We start from the raw sequence: 20,090 nt of genomic DNA, 5'->3' as shown, positions 1-20,090 counted from the left end.
CCTGTAAAACTCTCAAAATCAGATGATCTTCATCATTCTCGCCAGCTTCTTCATATATCTTCCACCAGGCATCATACCCAGCTCATCTTCACCGGGCTTGCTTACAAACAGATATACAATAAAGTATACACCTGCTGCCAGGATCACGGAAATACCAAGACAGATCACATTGGAATGGATCAGTGCATACAATCCGTAATACACCACTCCCGCAACAACTCCCATCGGGATAGATGCAAGGAACGGGCTTAAATAAGCACTTCTCCACGGATTCTTATAGCCCATATATTTCTTGATGGAACGATCATTGAGAAGACACATCACAACTGCATAAACGATCTGGGCGATGACAATAGTATAAACACCAAGATTGGTAAATACCAGCAGCAGGGCCATGGCTATCACATCTGCCACCAGTGCAATGGCTGCATGGATCATCGGGAGCTTCGGCTTGCCGATTCCCTGAAGTACACCGTTGGTGATATTGGAGTTGCCATTCAGGATAATGGTGATTCCTCCCAGGATCAGAAGCTGTCCGCCTACGCCATTGGTTCCCGGGAAGATCAGTCTCGTGATCGGTCCGGAAAGAACTGCAAGACCTACTGCCGCCGGAATAGAGATCAGCATACTGATCCATGTGGCACGGTCTGTCTTCATATTTGCACCTTCAATATCGTGCATTGCATAATGCGCGGAAACCTCAGGGATCATAGATGTCGGTGCTGTACTTGCTAGGGTAAGCGGGATATTGATCAGCGTCATATAATATCCGTACTCGGAATACAAGGTCTGGATCACGTCCTTGGCAGCACCCTTGATATCCATGATACCGGAATACATATAGCTGTTGATATATCCGTTTACATTATAAATAAAAGCACTGAGAATGATCGGCATGATGATGAGCACGATATTGCTCATTACATGACCCATACTCTCATTTACAGAATGGCGGTCATTGACGATCCTTTTCCGGATGATCTTACGGTTTACCCCATAAACGATCAGCATAAAGATCAGCGCGGAAGCCACACCTGCTCCGGTACCCATGGTAGCACCTGCCGCACCCCAGCGATGGACCAGATCCATATCTCCTGTTGCGGAAAAATGCTGGATAAATACATGTGACATCAGAAGCGCAAAGGTTGCCACAAAGATCTGCTCAATGATCTGCGAGATCGATGTAGGCATCATATTGCGGTATGCCTGGAAATATCCACGGAATACACCGCAGAGACCGGACATGAAAATTGTGGGTGCAAGCATCTGCAGTGCCAGACGGGCGTTCGCCATGCTGTCCGGAACCAGGATCCCTGCGCCAAATACACAGATCAGCGCCACGATACCGCCGGCAACTGCCGCATAGATCAGTGCGCCGTAAAATACCTTCTGTGCATCCTTATATCTGTGAAAAGCAATCTTCTCCGCCATGATCTTGGATACAGCCTGAGGAATACTGAAGGACGCAATCATCAGCAGAATAAAATATACATTCTGTGCAAACTGAAAAAGTGCAAAGCTCTGACTTCCCAGTGTGGTTGAAAGCGGACTCTTATACAGCATTCCGATGATCTTGGAGATCAGCGCCGCAACCATAAGAAAAGATGCGTTTTTCACAAGTGTGTTATCATTTTTTTTACCCATTTTACTTTCCCTAACTTAAATATTCTCAATCTGCCAGTCAACAGGTTCTACCCCATTGGCTTTCAAAAATTCATTAGCCTTGCTGAAATGCCTGCATCCGAAAAATCCCCTGTAGGCAGAAAGGGGACTTGGATGTGGTGCTTCCAGGATCAGATGCTTCGGATTATGAAGCATGGATGCCTTCATCTGAGCAGGCCGCCCCCAGAGAAGAAACACGATCGGGCGATCCTCCTGGTCCAGGATCCGGATGGCCGCATCGGTAAACTGTTCCCAGCCGATTCCTCTGTGGGAATTGGCCTGATGTGCACGTACAGTCAGCACTGTGTTCAAAAGAAGCACGCCCTGCTTTGCCCATTTTTCCAGATTACCATTGTTTGGGATATAACATCCCATATCATCCTCAAGTTCCTTATAAATATTCACCAGAGATGGCGGTGTTTCCACACCTTTTTTTACGGAAAAGCAAAGCCCATGAGCCTGTCCGTCATTGTGATAGGGGTCCTGTCCCAGGATCACAACCTTTACCTGATGCAGAGGCGTAAAATGAAACGCATTGAACATATCTTCCGGCGGCGGAAAAATCTTTCTTGTTCTGTATTCTGTCATCACGGTTTTATAAAGTTTGGCATAGTAGGGCTGATGAAACTCACCTTTCAGTGCCTCCTGCCAGTCTCCTGCTATAGGAGCCATATCTATCACCTCTCATCCAACTTATCTTCTCACGGAAATTCCTTTTTCCGCAAGGTAATCCTTCACTTCCCGGATCTCCAGCTCTTTGTAGTGGAACAGAGATGCTGCCAGTGCCGCATCTGCTCCGCCTTCTGTCAGTGCATCATAAAAATGCTCCAGGGTTCCGGCACCACCGGAGGCGATCACCGGAATGGAAACCGCATCTGCAACGGCTCTTGTAAGTTCAATATCATACCCGGCCTTGGTTCCGTCACAGTCCATGCTGGTAAGAAGGATCTCACCTGCGCCAAGTTCTTCCACCTTCTTTGCCCATTCAAGAGCATCAATACCGGTATCCAGTCTTCCGCCATGTTTGTAGATATTCCAGCCGCCATCCTGTCTTCTCTTGGCATCAATGGCAACTACTACACACTGGCTTCCGAATTTCTGTGCGGCCTCATGGATCAGCTCCGGACGGTCGATAGCTGCGGAATTTACAGAAATCTTATCTGCACCTTCACGGAGAAGCTTCCGGAAATCATCTACGGTACGGATTCCTCCGCCTACGGTAAACGGGATAAATACGTTGGCTGCAACAGCTCTTACCATATCCACCACGGTATCACGCTCCTCGCAGGAGGCAGTGATATCAAGAAAAACAAGCTCGTCCGCACCGGCTGCATCGTAAGCTTTGGCAATTTCCACCGGATCTCCGGCATCCTTAAGATCAACAAAATTCACGCCTTTTACTACACGTCCTTTATTTACATCCAGACATGGAATGATTCTTTTTGTAAACATGATTATGCCTCCTTTCCGGTGCCTGACTCAAGTGCCGCAAAATTCTCAAGGATCTTCAAGCCCCACCGGCTGCTTTTTTCCGGATGGAACTGACACGCAAATACATTTCCCTTCTCCACAGACGCATGGATGCATGTGCTGTACTGAGTGGTCGCTTTCACGATCTCTTCCTCCTCTGCCTGAAGATAATAGGAATGTACAAAGTAAACGTATGTGTTTTCCGGAATACCCTTAAATAATCTTCCGCTGTTCTGAATATGCAGGGAATTCCAGCCCATATGCGGAATCTTCAGTCCCGGACTTGGCGGGATGCGCAGGATTTTCCCCTTCAGGATTCCAAGACCTTCCACTCCCGGTGTCTCATCACTGCTCTCAAAAAGCAGCTGCAGTCCCAGGCATATCCCAAGAAAGGGCGTTCCCTTTTCCACGATCTCATGTATTACCGGAACAAGTCCGTATTTTTTGAGATTTTCCATAGCATCACCAAAGCTTCCAACCCCCGGAAGGATTACTTTATCTGCTTTCAGAAGCACCTGGGGATCTCTTGAGACGACAGTCTCCTGTCCCAGATACTGAAGTGCTTTTTCCACACTTTTGATGTTTCCTGCATCATAGTCAATGATTCCTATCATAATAATGCTTCCTCCTGCTCTTTTGTATCTCGATATTCCTCTCTCACCTTCGATTTACATTGCTTTAGTATAACGCAAAAACAGGCGGTTGCAAAGACTTTTCTCTGCTGCCGCCCATTTTTTCACATTATCACGGTAAAGTTTTATTATTTCCGGTCCAGTGTAAACCAGAATTCCACGCCATTATCAAAGTTCTGCACGCCATATTCCTGGTTCATGCTTTCCATGATGGCCTTTACAATGGATAAACCGATACCGCTTCCGCCGTATTCCCTAGTTCTCGCTTTATCAACTTTATAAAATTTATTCCAGAGATTCGGTACATCTGCCTCAGGGATCGGAGTCCCTGTGTTAAACACACTGATCTTCACACGGTTACCCTCATCCTGCAGCTTGATCTCGATTTCTTTCTCTCCCTCCAGATGGTTCAGGGCATTGCTTACATAGTTTGTCACAACCTCTTCGATCTTAAACTCATCGGCCCATACATAAACCGGCTTCTCCGCCTCAAAGATCACTTTTGCATTCTTCTGCCCGATCATGATATTCATGGTCTGAAGCACGCCGCGGATCAGGGATACGATATCAAACCGCTCCATTACAACTGCATCTTTGCCGGATTCCAGCTGATTCAGTGTTAGAAGATTTTTTACCAATTTATTCATCTTGGAGGCTTCATCCATAATGACATCGCAATAGAACTCTCTGCTCTCAGGATCATCAGAAATATTTTCTTTTAAGCCTTCTGCATAGCCCTGGATCAGGGCAATGGGAGTTTTCAGTTCATGGGACACGTTATCCAGAAATTCCTTTCGCATCTTGTCGATCTTGATCTTGTCCTCAATGTCACGCTGCAGTTCATTGTTTGCAGATTTCAGTTCACTGATGGTAGTCTCCAGCTGTGAGGACATCCGGTTGAAATTATCTCCCAGAACATCGATCTCATTGCCGACCTTGCTCTCGTATTTTGCCTCAAAATCCAGATCTGACATTTTTCTGGAAAGTTCCGTAAGCTCACTGATGGGACGGGTGATCCTCCTGGTCACGACCATAATGACCAGACCACTTAAGATTATGATCATCAGACCTACCGCAAAGTAAAACTTATTGGAAATATCAGCGCTCTCCCGGATGCTCTCAAGGGGTGTCCTTATGATAAAATAACGTTCCTCATCCAGCTGTCCCCAGCATTCCACATAATCCATTCCCGCAAAACGGTCATGCGACTGCTGGATGGTATAATTGTCACCCTGCTTCAAGGTCCGGCTCTTATCTCCGTCCTCATCCAGATCATAGACATATCCGAACAGCTTGCTCTGAAGCATTTTTTCATTTTCGCCCCAGGAAAGCCAGCTGGTATTGCTGCTGTCAATGATAACCCAGGAAAGATTGTTTCTGGAGCAGGCTCTCTGGATTTCATCGGGAATACTCTCCATACCTTTCGAGCTGTTGCTGTTCATCATCTTGTCAATATCTGTATTTTCCAGAGTTGTTCGGAGATTCAGAAGTACATCGATCTTTTTTGTCACATAGTATTTTTCAAGAAAGGCTCCGTTGATCACGGTAATAGTCAGAATAGATAAAAACAGCAGACCGATAAAGTATGCTGTGATCTGATGGCGGAGACTGTGGATCTTTTTTATTTTTTCCTTCGGTTTTTTCATTCTCCTACCTCAAACTTATAGCCCATCCCCCAGACTGTCTTGATATACTCGCCCTTATCGCCCATTTTACTTCTCAGTTTTTTGACATGAGTATCAATGGTTCTGGCATCTCCGAAATAATCATAATTCCACACAGAATTCAGGATCTTTTCTCTGGAAAGAGCGATTCCCTCATTCTCCAGGAAATAAGTCAGAAGCTCAAATTCCTTGAAGCTCAGATCCATCGGTTTATCATCTACCGTTGCCTGATGCGCTGCCTTGTCAATGACAATCCCACCTGCTGAAAGTATCTCATCCGGGTTGCTCTGTCCCGTTCTTCGAAGAATGGCTTCTACACGTGCTACAAGGATCTTGGGGCTGAAGGGTTTGGAGATATATTCGTCCACCCCGAGTTCAAATCCCAGAAGCTCATCACGCTCATCTCCTCTTGCCGTCAGCATAATGATGGGAACCTTGGAATTTTTGCGGATCTCACGACATACTTCCCAGCCATCCATCTTCGGCATCATCACATCCAGGATCAGAAGCGCAATGTCCTTTTCTTTATAAAAAATATCCATGGCCTCCTCACCGTCACCGGCTTCCAGTACCTGGAAATTCTTTTTGGTGAGAAAATCCTTTACCAGTTTTCTCATTCTGCTCTCGTCATCTACTACAAGAATTTTTAATGCATCCATTCTATCTTCCTCCGTTTCTCAGTCGCTGTTCCGGTCAGCTGCTGACAGCCCGAAATGCTCTGTATTATCCCTCTTTACAAAAAGCTGCGATTTTACTTCCGGTTCATTCTAAAGCGGATATTTCCATTCCACTTTGCTACTGCTCATAATATATCACAGGTTTGTGTTGTGTGTGTGAACGTAATTTCATTTTTTTAATTTTATCCGCCCAAAAAAGGAGAACCCTCTAAAAGGATTCTCCGATCTTTTCTCCCATGAGTACTCTTGTTTCAATTCCTTCACGGGAATTGTTCAAAATATCTTCATCCGGCTTTACCGCATTTTTTTCGGTGATCAGCACAATGGTGGAGCCGCCGAAAGCAAAATTTCCTTTTTCGTCTCCCCGTTTCACAAATGCTTTCCCTGGCCGGTTTTCAATCCTTCCGACAAAAAGAGCACCTACCTCCATCATCAGCACGGTACGGAAATTCTCTGTTTTCAAAAGAGAATACTCTCTGCTGTTTTCCTTGTAGATCGGATAGGCATCGTTGGCCACGGGGTTGACTGTATGCAGGATTCCCGGGATCCTGATGCGTCCGGACTCCGCCGCATTGTCCGGATAAATATATCTGTGATAATCCTGAACACAGAGACGAAGCACCCACACATAGCCACCCTGATATCTTTTTCCAAGAGACGGATTCCTGAGAAGCTCATCTATGGTATATTCGGTCTGTTTGATATGAAGATAGGCTTTTTCATCTACCGGATACACACTCACCCTGCAGTCACAGGGACTGATAAAATGTCCCGGTTCCATATCAATATGGCGGGCACCCTCCCGGATCTTCCGCTTGAAAAAATCATTGTAAGAGATGTATTTACGCTTTTCATAATCACTCATATCCAGATGATTGAACCGTATAAAGGGTTTCACCGCTGCTGCCGAAAGCCTGGAATCCAGAAGCCATCCCATGGCAATGGAAACAACGGGAGTGACCAGCGGCCGGATCAGCATGCGTCCGGCTACAGAACCGTAGATTTTTTCCAGGAGATTGTTCTGAAAGGAATCCTCCTCTGTAATATGCCCCATTCTGTCCGCTGTCCGGATCATAGATTACCACCTCTCTCCATGGAAAGCTTATAGAGATAATTGAACTTCCACCATCCTTCGTTGTAGAAAAGTACAAGAAGGACTGCCACAGCAACTACCGCAACAATGATCACCAGCTCCCTGTTGGTGGGCTTACGGAATTTAAAATCCAGGATAAACAGAAGTCCTACCGTCAGCATTGCGATATGAAGGAGCACCACAAACCATTTATACTCCGGAAAAAGCAGGGATACCACAAATAGAAGCGGCAGGACCACAGACATGGATGTGATGGGAAGTCCCTGATAATATTTTCGGTTTTCGGAGGTTTCATTCTGACGTTTTTCCTCCATAACATTGAAGTATGCCAGACGGATCAGGCCTGCCAGACCGTAAAATAAAAGAATAGCTATTCCGTAGATATGACACATTCCAAGCTTAAATCCCAGCACAATGGGAAGGATCCCGAAACAGACGATATCTGCAAGGGAATCGATCTGGATCCCGAAGCATTTCTCTTCCTCCGTTCTGTTCTTCTTGGTTCTTGCGATCTTTCCGTCAAACATATCGCACAGTCCGGAAAATGCAAGACAGCACACCGCTGCTGAAATATGGTCCGTCACAGCGCAGAAGATTCCGATCATGGAAGAAACTACGCTTATGTAAGTCATTATTACCGTATAATCATAAAATCCTATCATTTGCACACCTCTTTTTTCTTTTTCATGTCAGGCTATATTCACAGTCCCACAGGAGACTTACCTGATCTGGGTCAAGCAGATCTCCGCGATCTGCATTCGATCAAATCTTTTCAGGATTCCTTTTTTCCGATAGTGAGCTGAGCCACCGCAGTAAACACCGCACTGATCAGCAGCTCTCCGTAATATCCCAGCCCTCTGCTAAGCACCATTCCCGGAAGCAGCAGGCCACCGAATACCGGACTGAAAATGGTAAGAAACAAAGTCTCACTGATTCCCATTCCTCCCGGAAGCGGCAGCATATCCACAGATACCGATATCACTGCCTGGAGAAAAAGGATATCCCAGAAACCGGTTCCATGGAGTCCAAAAGCCTGATATACGAACCAGGTTACTGCAAACAGTGCCATACGCTGGATAAAAGTGATCTCTATTACTTTAACGATCACCAGCGGATTATTCTTCAGATATGCCGCAGTATTTCGGTAAGTATCCATGGAAGCTTCCAGTTTTTTCAGCCGTCCCTCTTTTTTCCTCATCAGATGAAACCGTTCCAGAAGCTTCATGCCCTTCATCAGGATCGCTTTTGCCAAAAGCGGATGAAATACCAGAATGGTCATAAAAGTGACACAGAAGATATTCAGCATCAGCCCCAGATAAAACACCGGCAGGATTCCTTCCAGATATTTGTGAAGAAATCCTCTTCCGAAAATCGCGATCCCAATACCGATTACCACAAGCACCAGCTTATAGGTAATCGTCACGATCATCAGGATCACCGTTGACACCGGAATGGAAATCTTCTCTTTTTTCATATAGTAGATCTGCATGGGCTGTCCGCCGCTGGCGGATGGTGTGATACAGCTGAAAAAGAATCCTACAGACGAAAACAGAAAGCAGGTTCTTTTTTTCAGATGGATCCCGCTGGAACGCATCATATACCAGATAATGATGGATTCCCCCCAGATAAAAAATGCTACCAGTGCAATTCCCGGAAGCAGCCACCGTTTATCTGCCCTATGTATGGCATCCATCATGGAAGACAGGTCTTCTCCGTGAAAAACGCCGTAGATAGTCAGGGCAAAAACTACTGCCAGGAACACTCCGTTAAATATGATCTTTTTTCTGCTCTTCATCACTTGACACCTTCTGTATAGCTGTTGATCTTCTTTTCAATTTTAGTTCCAAACCGTTCATAAATATGCCAGAGTTTTGTTTTCTGTCCCAGAATAAAGCATACCTGAGCCAGGATCACACCACCTGCCACATCCACAAGTACATGCTGCTTGGTAAAAATGGTAGACAGAAAAACCAGCACAGCTAGTGTAAACGATACCCCCTTATACCATGTCGGAATTCTTTTCTGATCCTTAATCCCCAGAAAACAGAACCAGCTTACCAGACAATGGATAGATGGAAACAGGTTATCTGCCGCATCAATGGAATACAGCCAGCCGGCCAGCAGATCCCAGATTCCGTTTCCTTCGATCACCGGTCTTGTATTGGTAGTGGGATATGCCAGAAATATGATCAGACACACACAACGGGATATAATATCCGCAGTAAAAAAACGGTAAACCTGTTCCCGCTCCTGCCTTGCCGCAAGGATATAATTCACTGCCCAGAATACATAACAGCCAAAATAGATAATCAAAAACTGCGGCACAAATGGGAGCCGCAGATCAAGATTACTTTCTATATTGTGATGATACCAACCGCCTGCGATCGCCCTTGAACCGGAATATACAAGACAGTTAAATACAAATGAAAAAACAAGGGGAAAAAGCCCGTACGCAGGTACGATCCCTGTTACATATTTCCAAAAACGTTTCATAAATTCACGCCTCATTATTTTATTGATATCAGGAATAAAACATATTCTTCTCCTGCTAACATCTGCTAGTCACAGTATAACAGTCGGGGCGTATGGTTTCAACTAAATATGGAAAGTTTAAGAATTGTTAAGATTTGAGTTCAGTTATTTTTTCTTTTTTGTTCATACTTTTTTCAGAATGACGTCACAGAATGACCACAAAATATGAGTATATTATTAGATGTGCAAAGGGTACTACCTTTGATAACACTTTTTTCTTTTTCATACTGCCGGGGCTACCTCCAAACAAAGCCCCGGCCTCCTTCCTTTTTATTTTCCCATTTTTTAATTATGCCATGCAAGACGTACACTGGATGGATGTACTTCTTTTGTCATCCAGTCCACATCGTTGGTGATCCAGTCCATGATCCCGAGCTGGCGTGTCTCCCATGCGATGGTTGCCTCTCTTGCTTCCGGTGTTTCTTCCACTTCCATAGTTGTGTCGATCTCATCATATCCAAAAATATATCCGCCTGCACTCCAGATGCTGAAGTTGCTGTCCGGGCCCGGATCTATTGTTTCGCCTCTCTGCGCCACAAGTCCGTCATGACGGGCTTTATATTCTTCCTCACAGCCGTCTTTTAATTTTGTCATGAACATTCTGTGGCGGATCAGCTCTTTGTTTTCTCTCACAACACCAAAATTATGATACATCAGGCGCATGTCTTTTCCAGGAGTAGAGATCCAGGTAAAGGTATCTCCGATCTTTTCAGTCAATGCTGCCTTTACTTTCTCCTCTTCCGGAGAGAGCACCTCTCCGTCTGCATTTTCGTAATATCCGAAGATCAGGTCTGCCGCATTCCAGATGCTGAAATTATGGATGCCGTTACGGTCAAGATATGCAGTAAGCTCCGGCCAGATCTCGCCTAAGGTCTTACGGTAATCATTCATTTTTCCTTCTTTTACTTTCATTGCAAAAGCATGTCGTTCCATTTATGCTATCCTCCTGTTTTGATGATCCTGTGCTATGTTTTCCACTATGAGCAGATATAGTTCTTCTGCCCTCATATGATTTGATTCTATCACTTTTATTTTGTTTTTACAATTATGAGGGCAGGATTTCCGATCACTGTTCACAGGTAATATCCGCAAAGCATGTTGCCTGACACAAAGTTATCCGTAACGATTCCCTGAGATGCTCAGGCAAGATACAACATGACCATCAGTGGCATGGTTATGATACTTACCAGCGTTGTCATTACATTGATGGTGCTGGCATAGACCGGGTCCTGATCGTAGAGCTGTGCCAGCTGTACAATCGTTGTTGCCGACGGTGTGATCACTGCCATCAGACTGATAAGCAGAATGGTTTTTCCATCCTTTACCATTGAAGCCAAGGGCAGATACTTCAAAAACAACAGTATGAGCAGCGGAGTCACCACCATTTTCAAGATCGTGATCAGATAGATCCTGGAATGGCTGAAAATATCTTTCCATTTTACCTCCGTCATGGTCATTCCAAGCATGATCATACATACAGGTCCCAGGGTGGCTGAAATCTGGCTCATGGTGTTTCCAAGGATCACTGGCAGTCTGATCTGCGTGAAGAACAGAACGATTCCAAGGATAATAGCGATCAGATTGATGTTGCAGAGGATTTTTTTCCAGTTGATGCCGGCCTTCGCCTCCATCAGCGACTGTCCGTGGGTCCACATCAGGATCATCTGCACACTCAGGAAAGCACTGGCATAGATCACCCATTTTTCACCAAGGACTACCGTTACAAGAGGGATCACCAGATTTCCGGAATTGGAATAGATGATAGATTCTTTTTCTACCACACTTAATTTCAGTGGCTTGCCGATGATCTGTACAAATACCAGAAGAAAAATATGGATCAGGATGGCTGCTGCCACTGCCAGAAGGAAGCCATTCCGGATGCTTCTGGAATATTCGATCTGAAAAGCATTGATCATTACACAGGGCATGATGATGTAGATACAGATGACTGAAAATGTCCTGCTGCTTTTTGCATCGATAAGTCCGCATTTTACCACTGTAAATCCACAGGACATCATCAGAAAAAATACGATGATCTGCTGCAATAATTGTAAAGTTATCATTTTTTCTCCCCTCCGAACGCGTCAGCTCTGTCCGATCTCTTTCAGGGCTGTCTGAAGCTGCGTGTCTTCTTTATGTGTAAGTTCTGTCCAGTCTGTGATGTCTCCGGAAAGCTCTGCTTCCACATCCGGAGTGATTCCTTTTTTGTTGATATCATTGCCCTTTGGCGTAAAATATTTTGCGATGGTGATCTTTACCGCACTGCCATCGGTAAGAGGCTGGATGGTCTGCACCACGCCCTTCCCATAGGTAGTTGTTCCTACAATCGTTCCAATCCCGTAGTCCTTTACCGCCCCCGCAAAGATCTCCGATGCACTGGCACTGTTTCCGTTTACCAGAACAGCCAGCGGCATGTCCAGTTCATTTTTTCCGTCGCAGGTCTCCTCTTCCCTTTTTCCGTTTTTGTCCTCTGTATAGACGATCAGTCCTTCCGGAAGAATCTGGCGTAGCACGCCGCAGACTGCAGTAAGAAGACCGCCCGGATTATCACGGAGATCCACAACCAGCTTCTTCATTCCCTGTTCCTTCAGATCTGCAAATGCTTTTTTATACTGATCGCTGGTCACCTCAGAAAATTCGGAGATCCGGATATAGCCGGTGTCTACGGAAAGCATCTCATGGGAAACCATCTGGATCTCCACATCCCGGATTTCCACTTTGACATCCCGGGTTTTCTCTTCGTTTTCCCGCTGTATGGTCAGCATTACGGAAGCTTTCTCACTGTCACGGACCATGGCAGCAATATCGGAAGTTTCTTTGTCTGTAACATCAGCTCCATCTACTGCCTTGATCACATCTCCCTTTTTCAGTCCCGCCTGTTCTCCAGGGCCACCCTCATAAAGCTGTATGATCTTTGCCCCTCCGGTGTCATCCTTCTGAAGAACGGCACCGATCCCTACGTAGGAGCCTTCATTGGAAGTATTCAGCTCTTTATACTGTTCTGCTGTGTAATAGGTGGAGTACGGATCCTTCAGGCCGGCAAGCAGGCCAGCATAAAGCCCCTCACGCAGGCTGCTTTCGTCTTTTTCATCCAGATATTCTTCATCGATCAGTTCTTCCAGGTAATTCAGCTTCTGAACCGTTTTCACATCGGAAAGCGCATTGCCTTTCGGAAACAGTACTTTCTGATAGCTGGTAAAAACAGCGCCTGTCACAACCAGCGTTGCTGCCACTCCAATGGCTATACCTTTTTTGAATTCTTTATTTTTCATATTTTTCCTTTCTTCTGCACAGCCGGTAAAGCCGATAAGATCACAGATTTTCTGTACTCCTCTGTGCGCCGTCCGGTTTTTATATACCGAAAACGGCTGCCGATATTCCGACAGCCGCTGTATATCTTATGATCACACATCATGCGGATACATAAGATTCTCTGCTATTTGGTTATACTCTGAGATGTTTTCTTGTTGTGAAAAAGCTTCCCAAAAGACCGATTCCCACACCAAGTCCAAGTCCCATGGGAACCAGACCTTCATAAATCTGCCAGATTGGAATGAAATCCACGATTCCTGTCAATACATTGAATTTTGTCAGAATAAACTCTACAGCGGAATTATACAGGAAAAACAGGCAGATCAGCGGTATCGCCGCACCGATCACACCGAGGACCATACCTTCCAGAAGGAATGGCAGTCGTACAAAAGCATCTGTAGCTCCTATGTATTTCATAATTCCGATTTCTTCCTTGCGGACAGAAATACCCATAGATACTGTATTGCTGATCAGGAATATGGAAATGACCAAAAGGATTGCGATCACGGCAATCGACACATAAGAAACCAGCTTGTTAATGGAACCAAGTGTCCTGGATGCCTGTTCAGACTGATTTACCTTCCGGACATGTTCCAGTCCCTGGATATAATTCACCAGTTCTGTCTGCTTGGTAATATCATTAAGATATACCTGATAATTGGATGAATTGGCAAGAGGGTTATCATCTTTAAATCCATCTGCCGCATCTTCATCTCCAAAATATTTCTGTTTGTATTCTTCCCATGCCTGATCTGCGGACTGATAGTCCATCCTGGCCACTTCCGGCCTGGACTGAATAGCATCGCCGATCGCCTGGATCTCTTCCTCTGAAGTGCCCTCATCAAAGAATACTGTGATCGGTACTTCTTCTTCCACCTTATGGGCAATATTACCGACGTTGTTCACGATGGAATAGAAAATGCCTACCAGAAAAATGCAGGCTGCCATCGTGATGATACATGCCAGGGAAAACATCCAGTTTCTTTTTATATTCTTAAAGCCCTGCTTCAGGGTATACCAGATCGTACTAGGCCTCATGATATCCTCCCTCTTTCTCATCGCTGATGATCTTGCCGTTGTGCATGGTGACTACTCGCTTGCGCATGGCATTGACGATGTCCTTATTGTGGGTAACTACCAGAACTGTGGTTCCTCTGTCATTGATCTGCTCCATCAGAGCCATGATCTCTTCAGAGGTTTTCGGATCCAGGTTTCCGGTCGGCTCATCTGCCAGAAGGATGTCCGGGCGGTTTACCAGTGCTCTGGCAAGAGCAACTCTCTGCTGCTCACCACCGGAAAGCTCATCCGGGTATGCCTTATACTTTCCTGCAAGTCCTACCTCCTGGAGAACCTCCGGCACACGTTTGCGTATCACACGGGTAGGTCTTCCTATGACACGCTGCGCAAATGCTACATTCTCATATACATTACGGTCTTTTAAAAGACGGAAATCCTGAAATACTACCCCAAGCTTTCTGCGATACTTGGCAACGCGTCTGTGTTTCATCTTCTCCAGACGTTCCCCGCTGACTGTGATCGTTCCGCTGGTAGAATCCAGTTCTTTCATCAGAAGCTTGATCAGTGTGGATTTACCGGAGCCACTGCTTCCTACTACAAATACGAATTCCCCTTTATCAACATGTAAGTTCGCATGATTCACAGCCGGAAGACCCGGGCCGTAAGATTTGCTCACATCTACAAGATCGATCATATATATCCTCCTCTATATTATAAAAGCATAATTTTCTTAATTTTTTTGTAATATTATTGTAATATATTTTCTGTTTAAATGCAAGAATAAATTTCCCGGGCCCTACAACTGTTACTGTTCACGTTACTGTTCACTCCGTTCTCAGTAACACGCTTCGCGATGCACAGAATTTATGCTGATCGCATAAATTCGCGCGATATGTCTCGGGTTTTCTGTGACCTTCGCTCACAAAAAACACCTCGCGGGACATTACCAGTGAACAGTAACCTGTTCACTCCATTCTCAGTAATGCGCTCCGCGGAATATTACCAGTGAACAGTAATCAACGGCCCTCTTCAAATTATTTATTTTAACGTAAAAATACCAAAATTACAATAGAGTCATGGATGTTATCTGTGAAGTTCATGTGAATTCGTTACTGCTCACTCTGTTCTCAGTAACACACTTCGTGAATGCTTCCAAACAGGAGGGACATTTACACAATATTCCATGATGAAAAACGCTCATACAAAAACTGCCACCTATTCCGGGAAGGAATAGGCGGCAGTTTAAAAGTTCTAATATGTTACCTTAATATAGCAAACTATCATCCTGCATTCCGAATACTATTAATACTCTAATGTCTCCATATATTTCATATATCGAACAACCATCAGCGCGATCTTAAATGTAATGGCATCCTCAAACACTCTCAAATCAAGGCCTGTACTCTTCTGGAGTTTATCCAGACGATATACCAGCGTATTTCTGTGGATATACAGCTGACGTGAAGTTTCAGATACGTTCAGACTGTTCTCAAAGAATTTATCGATGGTGACAAGTGTCTCCTCATCGAAATCATCCGGAGATTTGTTGTCAAAGATCTCGCGGATAAACATCTTACACAGAGGAATAGGCAGCTGATAGATCAGGCGTCCGATTCCAAGTGAGCTGTATGCGATAACTTCCCTGTCTCCGAAGAAGATCTTGCCTACATCAAGGGCCATACGCGCTTCCTTGTAGGAACGTGAAACTTCTTTCAACTCATTGACAATGGTACCGTATGCCATGTGGACATCCTCACCATCTTTATTCAGATCCAGAGTATCCATAATCGTATGAGCCAGCTTATCCATCTCCGGATAGCCCTCTCCCTCTTCCAGTTCCTTGACTATAATGATGCTCTTCTCATCAACAGCAGTGATAAAATCTCTGCTCTTTCCGCCAAAAAGGCTTTTCACGCTCTCTACAGAGCTGTGATCTTTCTCCTGGTTCAGTTCCAGGATCATAACTACACGACGGACATCTGCTTCAATATGAAGCTTCTTCGCTCTGTTGTAAATATCCACCAGAAGAAGATTATCAAGAAGAAGATTCTTGATAAAGCTGTCTTTGTCAAAACGCTCCTTGTACGCAACGATCAGATTCTGGATCTGGAAGGCTGCAAGCTTGCCTACCATATAAGTATCCTCATCATCTCCGTGGGCTACCAGGACATATTCCAACTGATAATCATCACAGACCTTAAAGTACTGAAATCCCTTGACAAGCTGGCTGTCCGCCTGGGATTCTACAAAAGCCTGGATATCTGCCGGCTGGATCTCAAAATCAGAAAAGGTAGACGCAAGTACCTTGCCGTCTGTGTCAATGACACAAAATTCCGTCCTTGATATTTCTTTAAGTCCCTCGAGCGTATTCTGTAACACCTGATTCGATATCATTCCGTTCAATCCCTTCTCACTTATGTGTATGCTTATCTTCTGTCTTTCCCTCTCTATCTATGGCTATTTTAATACAAAATCACCAAAAATGAAAGAGTAAAACTGAAAAAATTTACAAATTTTTGTTGAAATCCGCCTAATTTTTCTCTATAAAACCTTCTCCATGAACTTCTCTTGCATCGGAAACGATCACAAAAGCGTTGGGATCAATATCATCTACCAGCTCTTTCAGCTTCACAATTTCCTTTTTGTTTACCACACAGAAGATGATCGTCTTCTCCTGACCGGAATACATCCCCTTGCCACAGATTCCTGTCGCTCCGCGATCCAGGTCTTCCATAATAACTCTGGCAACCTCATCCGGCTTCTCCGTGACGATAAATGTCTGTTTGGAAAACTTCAGACCTTCGATCAGACTGTCGGATACTTTTGTTACCAGATAAACCGCAATGATGGCATACAGGGCCCGCTGGATACCGAACACATACATTCCTACGATCACAATAAGCCCATCAATAAACTGCATGATCTGTGCGATGGAATAATGACGCATATACTTCTGGATCAGTGCTGCCATCATATCCGTTCCGCCTGTGGTTCCCTGTCCAAGGAAAACCATTCCAATGCCGATTCCCAGGATCACACCACCGTATACAGCAGCCAGAAGGAGATCATCTCCCGCAATATTCCACACCGGCTGAATGGCAAGCCAGGTTGAAAGGGAGATCTCACCGACCAGAGCTTTTCTTACAAAGGAAAAGCCTTTGATCCGCCATCCCAGAAAAAACAGCGGAATGTTCAGCGTGATATTGGTAAGCCACAGTGGAACCCCGCCATCTACGATCCCACCGGTCCAGTGCTTCACCAGGATCGCTATACCGGAAAAGCCGCCTGTTACCAGCCCGGTTGCATCAAAAACGGAATTGATGGCAAGTGCCATCAGCCCGGTTCCTACTATGATCAGAAGATAATCCAGATACCAGTCCTTTTTTTTCACAAGACTCATAAAGTGCTCCTTTCATTTTTTACAGCAATTCCCGGAATTTCTGTCTTGAAATGTCCTCAATATTTCTATTCCGTTGTGAAAATCCCGGAAATGCTATAGTATCATATGACAACTGCATCAGTTTCCCGCACTGACGTGTCATAAAAAGAACGGGACCGTACACTATTCTGCGTCCGTTCCCGTTCTCCATGCTATTTTTCTGTCTTTTTATTTATAAAATGAACAAATTCATAGCTTTCCATTATCTGAAAGTATTTTACGATTCTCGGATAAAGCGGTTCTGCCTTATCTCCGAAATGCTCTTTCACCAGCAGGGCAAGCTCCTGCACGGTTTTGGCTCCATCGATCTCAGGCCAGATAAAAGTTCCCATTTCATCAAGATGAACCTTGGAAAACCTTGGCTTGCCAAAAACCTTCTGCGCGATGGTATTGAACATACCCTTATTCTCTATCTCAAGAATGATCCGCTGCTTCAGGTCCCGGTGCCACCGGATCGACTGGTTTGTTTCCGGGATCAGATCAAGATAGTTGATATCCTGTTTCTTATCCTTTTTGTTTTTTCTCATCAGGCTTTCTTCTTTCTCCAGATAGAGAATTTAAGCAGTGACAGGATCATGATGATCATCAGCACAACGCCGCCGATATTTCCAAGGTTTACAACGCCGGACATATCAAGGCTGATACCGACAACTGCAAAGATCGCAAGAAGAATTCCAACAAGACCCTCGCCGGCGATCATACCAGCACAGTACAGGGTACCATCTGTGGACTGAGCTGTCTTGGTTTTTTCGTCAACACCTTTTCTGCTGTCAAGTAATCCACGAACGATACCACCGATCATGATGGTTGCGTTCAGGTAGATTGGAAGGTAAAGACCGATTGCGAAAGGCATTACCGGGATACGGAGGATCTCAAGGCAGATCGCAAGGAATACACCTACAAATACAAGTCCCCATGGAAGGTTTCCGCCCATGATTCCCTCAACGATCATCTTCATAAGCTGAGCCTGTGGCGCAGGGATCTCTGCTGTACCGTAGCCCCATGCTGCATCCAGAAGATACAGAACACCGCCGATAGCAAGACCGGAAACAACAACACCGAGCATCTCGCCCATCTGCTGCTTCTTAGGTGTAGCACCGAGAAGGTATCCTGTCTTAAGGTCCTGAGAGGTATCACCGGCGATCGCTGCGATGATACAGATAACAGAACCAACAGCGATCGCTGCTGTCATTCCGTCGATACCTGTTTTACCGGAGCTCTTGATCGCAAATGTAGCAATCAGAAGAGTAGCGATAGCCATACCGGAAACCGGGTTGTTGGAGCTTCCTACAAGACCTACCATACGGGAAGATACTGTTGCAAAGAAGAATCCAAAAACTACGATGATAACTGCACCAAGAAGAGTTACCGGGATTGCCGGAACGATCCAGATGATAAATACCATTGCTATAACACCGAGAAGGATGAACTGCATCGGAAGATCCTGTGCGGTTCTCTCTGTGCTTGTGTTCTTGCTTCCCTTCATACTCTTCATGGAGTCACGGAAGGTTGTAACGATCAGCGGCAGGGATTTGATCAGGGAAATGATACCGCCTGTTGCGATAGCACCTGCGCCGATATATTTAACATAAGTAGACCAGATCGCTGATGCTCCGCCGTTTGCGTAAAGCTGGGCAATGGTCGTTCCCTCTGCTGCCGGATACATCCATGTATCAGGTCCGAACAGGCAGATCAGCGGAATGATGACCATCCAGCCGATAAGAGAACCTGTAAACATGTAGGATGCGATCTTCGGTCCTACGATATAACCAACACCGAGAAGTGCCGGATAAACCTCCATACCGATCTCACCCTTGAAGGATTTAAATGCTGCAGAAACATCTGCCGGAAGAAGCTTCAGTCCATCAACAACAAATTTGAAGATGGCAGCAAGTCCCATACCGGAGAATACTGTGGAAGCATTTGCTCCGCCTTCCTCACCGGCAAGAAGAACGTCTGCGCAGGCAGTTCCTTCCGGATAGAGAAGAGTTGCATGCTCTTTAACAATGAGGGCATTACGAAGGGGTACCATGAAAAGTACACCAAGGATACCACCGCAAAGTGCGATCAGAGTGATCTCAACGATGCCTGGTTTGCTTGTAAGTCCTTCCTCTGCCCAGAGGAACAGTGCAGGCATGGTGAAGATAGCACCTGCTGCAAGAGACTCACCGGCTGAACCGATAGTCTGGACCATATTGCTCTCCAGAATGGAGTTTCTGCGAAGAATCACGCGGATAACACCCATGGAGATAACTGCCGCCGGAATGGAGGCAGATACTGTCATACCAACACGAAGACCAAGGTAAGCATTGGCTGCGCCGAAGATGACAGCAAGAATACATCCCATGATCACAGATGTAACTGTGAGCTCCGGAGTGATTTTCTCCGCAGGAATGTAAGGTTTGAACTCTGTGTTTTTGTTCATATTTCCTCTCCCTTTATCTAGTAAATTAGTAACGTTATATAGTATAGCAAATTTCGCAGTATTTTGCAAGAAATTATATCTGAGATATTATATATTATTTACAATTTTCTGTATAATTATAAGCAAATAATTGGTCACTATGCAGCTTTTATGCTAACATAGTGACC

19 protein-coding genes are annotated in these 20,090 nt (G+C 45.1%); all 19 read right to left on the bottom strand.

Annotated elements, in window-relative coordinates:
* Window positions 1-18 precede the first annotated feature (18 nt).
* Complete coding sequence (locus tag CCC17_RS02245; RefSeq protein WP_287082426.1) at window positions 19-1,644, bottom strand: putative polysaccharide biosynthesis protein; 1,626 nt, start codon at window positions 1,642-1,644, stop codon at window positions 19-21.
* 15 nt (window positions 1,645-1,659) lie between these two features.
* Window positions 1,660-2,334, bottom strand: a complete 675-nt coding sequence (gene ung / locus CCC17_RS02240; protein ID WP_118513038.1) for a uracil-DNA glycosylase — start codon at window positions 2,332-2,334, stop codon at window positions 1,660-1,662.
* 21 nt (window positions 2,335-2,355) lie between these two features.
* Window positions 2,356-3,114, bottom strand: a complete 759-nt coding sequence (gene hisF / locus CCC17_RS02235) for an imidazole glycerol phosphate synthase subunit HisF (RefSeq protein ID WP_059085355.1) — start codon at window positions 3,112-3,114, stop codon at window positions 2,356-2,358.
* A gap of 2 nt (window positions 3,115-3,116) precedes the next feature.
* Window positions 3,117-3,746 (bottom strand): imidazole glycerol phosphate synthase subunit HisH, encoded by a 630-nt coding sequence (hisH, locus tag CCC17_RS02230; RefSeq protein WP_021650803.1) that lies wholly within the window; start codon window positions 3,744-3,746, stop codon window positions 3,117-3,119.
* Between the two features lie 146 nt (window positions 3,747-3,892).
* On the bottom strand, window positions 3,893-5,410 hold the full coding sequence (locus CCC17_RS02225) for a sensor histidine kinase (protein ID WP_287082424.1): 1,518 nt from the start codon (window positions 5,408-5,410) through the stop codon (window positions 3,893-3,895).
* Window positions 5,407-6,087, bottom strand: a complete 681-nt coding sequence (locus tag CCC17_RS02220; RefSeq protein WP_015526981.1) for a response regulator transcription factor — start codon at window positions 6,085-6,087, stop codon at window positions 5,407-5,409. Before CCC17_RS02220 ends, CCC17_RS02225 begins: the two co-directional genes overlap by 4 nt.
* Before the next feature lie 226 nt (window positions 6,088-6,313).
* Complete coding sequence (locus CCC17_RS02215; RefSeq protein ID WP_287082423.1) at window positions 6,314-7,180, bottom strand: phosphatidylserine decarboxylase; 867 nt, start codon at window positions 7,178-7,180, stop codon at window positions 6,314-6,316.
* On the bottom strand, window positions 7,177-7,860 hold the full coding sequence (locus CCC17_RS02210; protein ID WP_021650799.1) for a CDP-alcohol phosphatidyltransferase family protein: 684 nt from the start codon (window positions 7,858-7,860) through the stop codon (window positions 7,177-7,179). Before CCC17_RS02210 ends, CCC17_RS02215 begins: the two co-directional genes overlap by 4 nt.
* 110 nt (window positions 7,861-7,970) lie before the next feature.
* Window positions 7,971-8,993 (bottom strand): lysylphosphatidylglycerol synthase transmembrane domain-containing protein, encoded by a 1,023-nt coding sequence (locus CCC17_RS02205; protein ID WP_022426551.1) that lies wholly within the window; start codon window positions 8,991-8,993, stop codon window positions 7,971-7,973.
* Entirely contained in the window at window positions 8,993-9,691 is a 699-nt protein-coding gene (locus CCC17_RS02200; protein ID WP_044961052.1) for a phosphatase PAP2 family protein, read from the bottom strand. Before CCC17_RS02200 ends, CCC17_RS02205 begins: the two co-directional genes overlap by 1 nt.
* A 324-nt stretch (window positions 9,692-10,015) precedes the next feature.
* Window positions 10,016-10,663 (bottom strand): L-rhamnose mutarotase, encoded by a 648-nt coding sequence (locus CCC17_RS02195; RefSeq protein WP_287082422.1) that lies wholly within the window; start codon window positions 10,661-10,663, stop codon window positions 10,016-10,018.
* Window positions 10,664-10,869: 206 nt separating this feature from the next.
* Window positions 10,870-11,793 (bottom strand): AEC family transporter, encoded by a 924-nt coding sequence (locus CCC17_RS02190; RefSeq protein ID WP_287082421.1) that lies wholly within the window; start codon window positions 11,791-11,793, stop codon window positions 10,870-10,872.
* 21 nt (window positions 11,794-11,814) lie between these two features.
* On the bottom strand, window positions 11,815-13,002 hold the full coding sequence (locus tag CCC17_RS02185) for a S41 family peptidase (RefSeq protein WP_287082419.1): 1,188 nt from the start codon (window positions 13,000-13,002) through the stop codon (window positions 11,815-11,817).
* 172 nt (window positions 13,003-13,174) lie between these two features.
* The gene (gene ftsX, locus CCC17_RS02180; protein ID WP_114002027.1) at window positions 13,175-14,080 is read right to left on the bottom strand and encodes a permease-like cell division protein FtsX; all 906 of its coding nucleotides are present in this window, start codon (window positions 14,078-14,080) and stop codon (window positions 13,175-13,177) included.
* Window positions 14,070-14,753, bottom strand: coding sequence for a cell division ATP-binding protein FtsE (gene ftsE, locus CCC17_RS02175; protein ID WP_015526972.1), 684 nt, complete (start codon window positions 14,751-14,753; stop codon window positions 14,070-14,072). The genes ftsX and ftsE overlap by 11 nt, the downstream gene beginning before the upstream one ends.
* 608 nt (window positions 14,754-15,361) lie before the next feature.
* Window positions 15,362-16,453: a PucR family transcriptional regulator gene (locus CCC17_RS02170; RefSeq protein WP_015526970.1), complete on the bottom strand. Its 1,092-nt coding sequence runs from the start codon at window positions 16,451-16,453 to the stop codon at window positions 15,362-15,364.
* A gap of 136 nt (window positions 16,454-16,589) precedes the next feature.
* Window positions 16,590-17,459, bottom strand: a complete 870-nt coding sequence (locus CCC17_RS02165) for a YitT family protein (RefSeq protein WP_147603372.1) — start codon at window positions 17,457-17,459, stop codon at window positions 16,590-16,592.
* 191 nt (window positions 17,460-17,650) lie between these two features.
* The gene (locus tag CCC17_RS02160) at window positions 17,651-18,025 is read right to left on the bottom strand and encodes a PqqD family protein (protein ID WP_021650789.1); all 375 of its coding nucleotides are present in this window, start codon (window positions 18,023-18,025) and stop codon (window positions 17,651-17,653) included.
* Entirely contained in the window at window positions 18,025-19,923 is a 1,899-nt protein-coding gene (locus tag CCC17_RS02155; protein WP_059085350.1) for an OPT family oligopeptide transporter, read from the bottom strand. The genes CCC17_RS02160 and CCC17_RS02155 overlap by 1 nt, the downstream gene beginning before the upstream one ends.
* Window positions 19,924-20,090 lie beyond the last annotated feature (167 nt).

The sequence above is a fragment of the Blautia sp. LMAG:36 genome, from assembly GCF_008680535.1.
Classification (GTDB): domain Bacteria; phylum Bacillota; class Clostridia; order Lachnospirales; family Lachnospiraceae; genus Blautia_A; species Blautia_A fusiformis.
The sequence above is the reverse complement of the archived record's forward strand: the minus strand, read 5'-3'. Positions and strand labels throughout refer to the sequence as shown.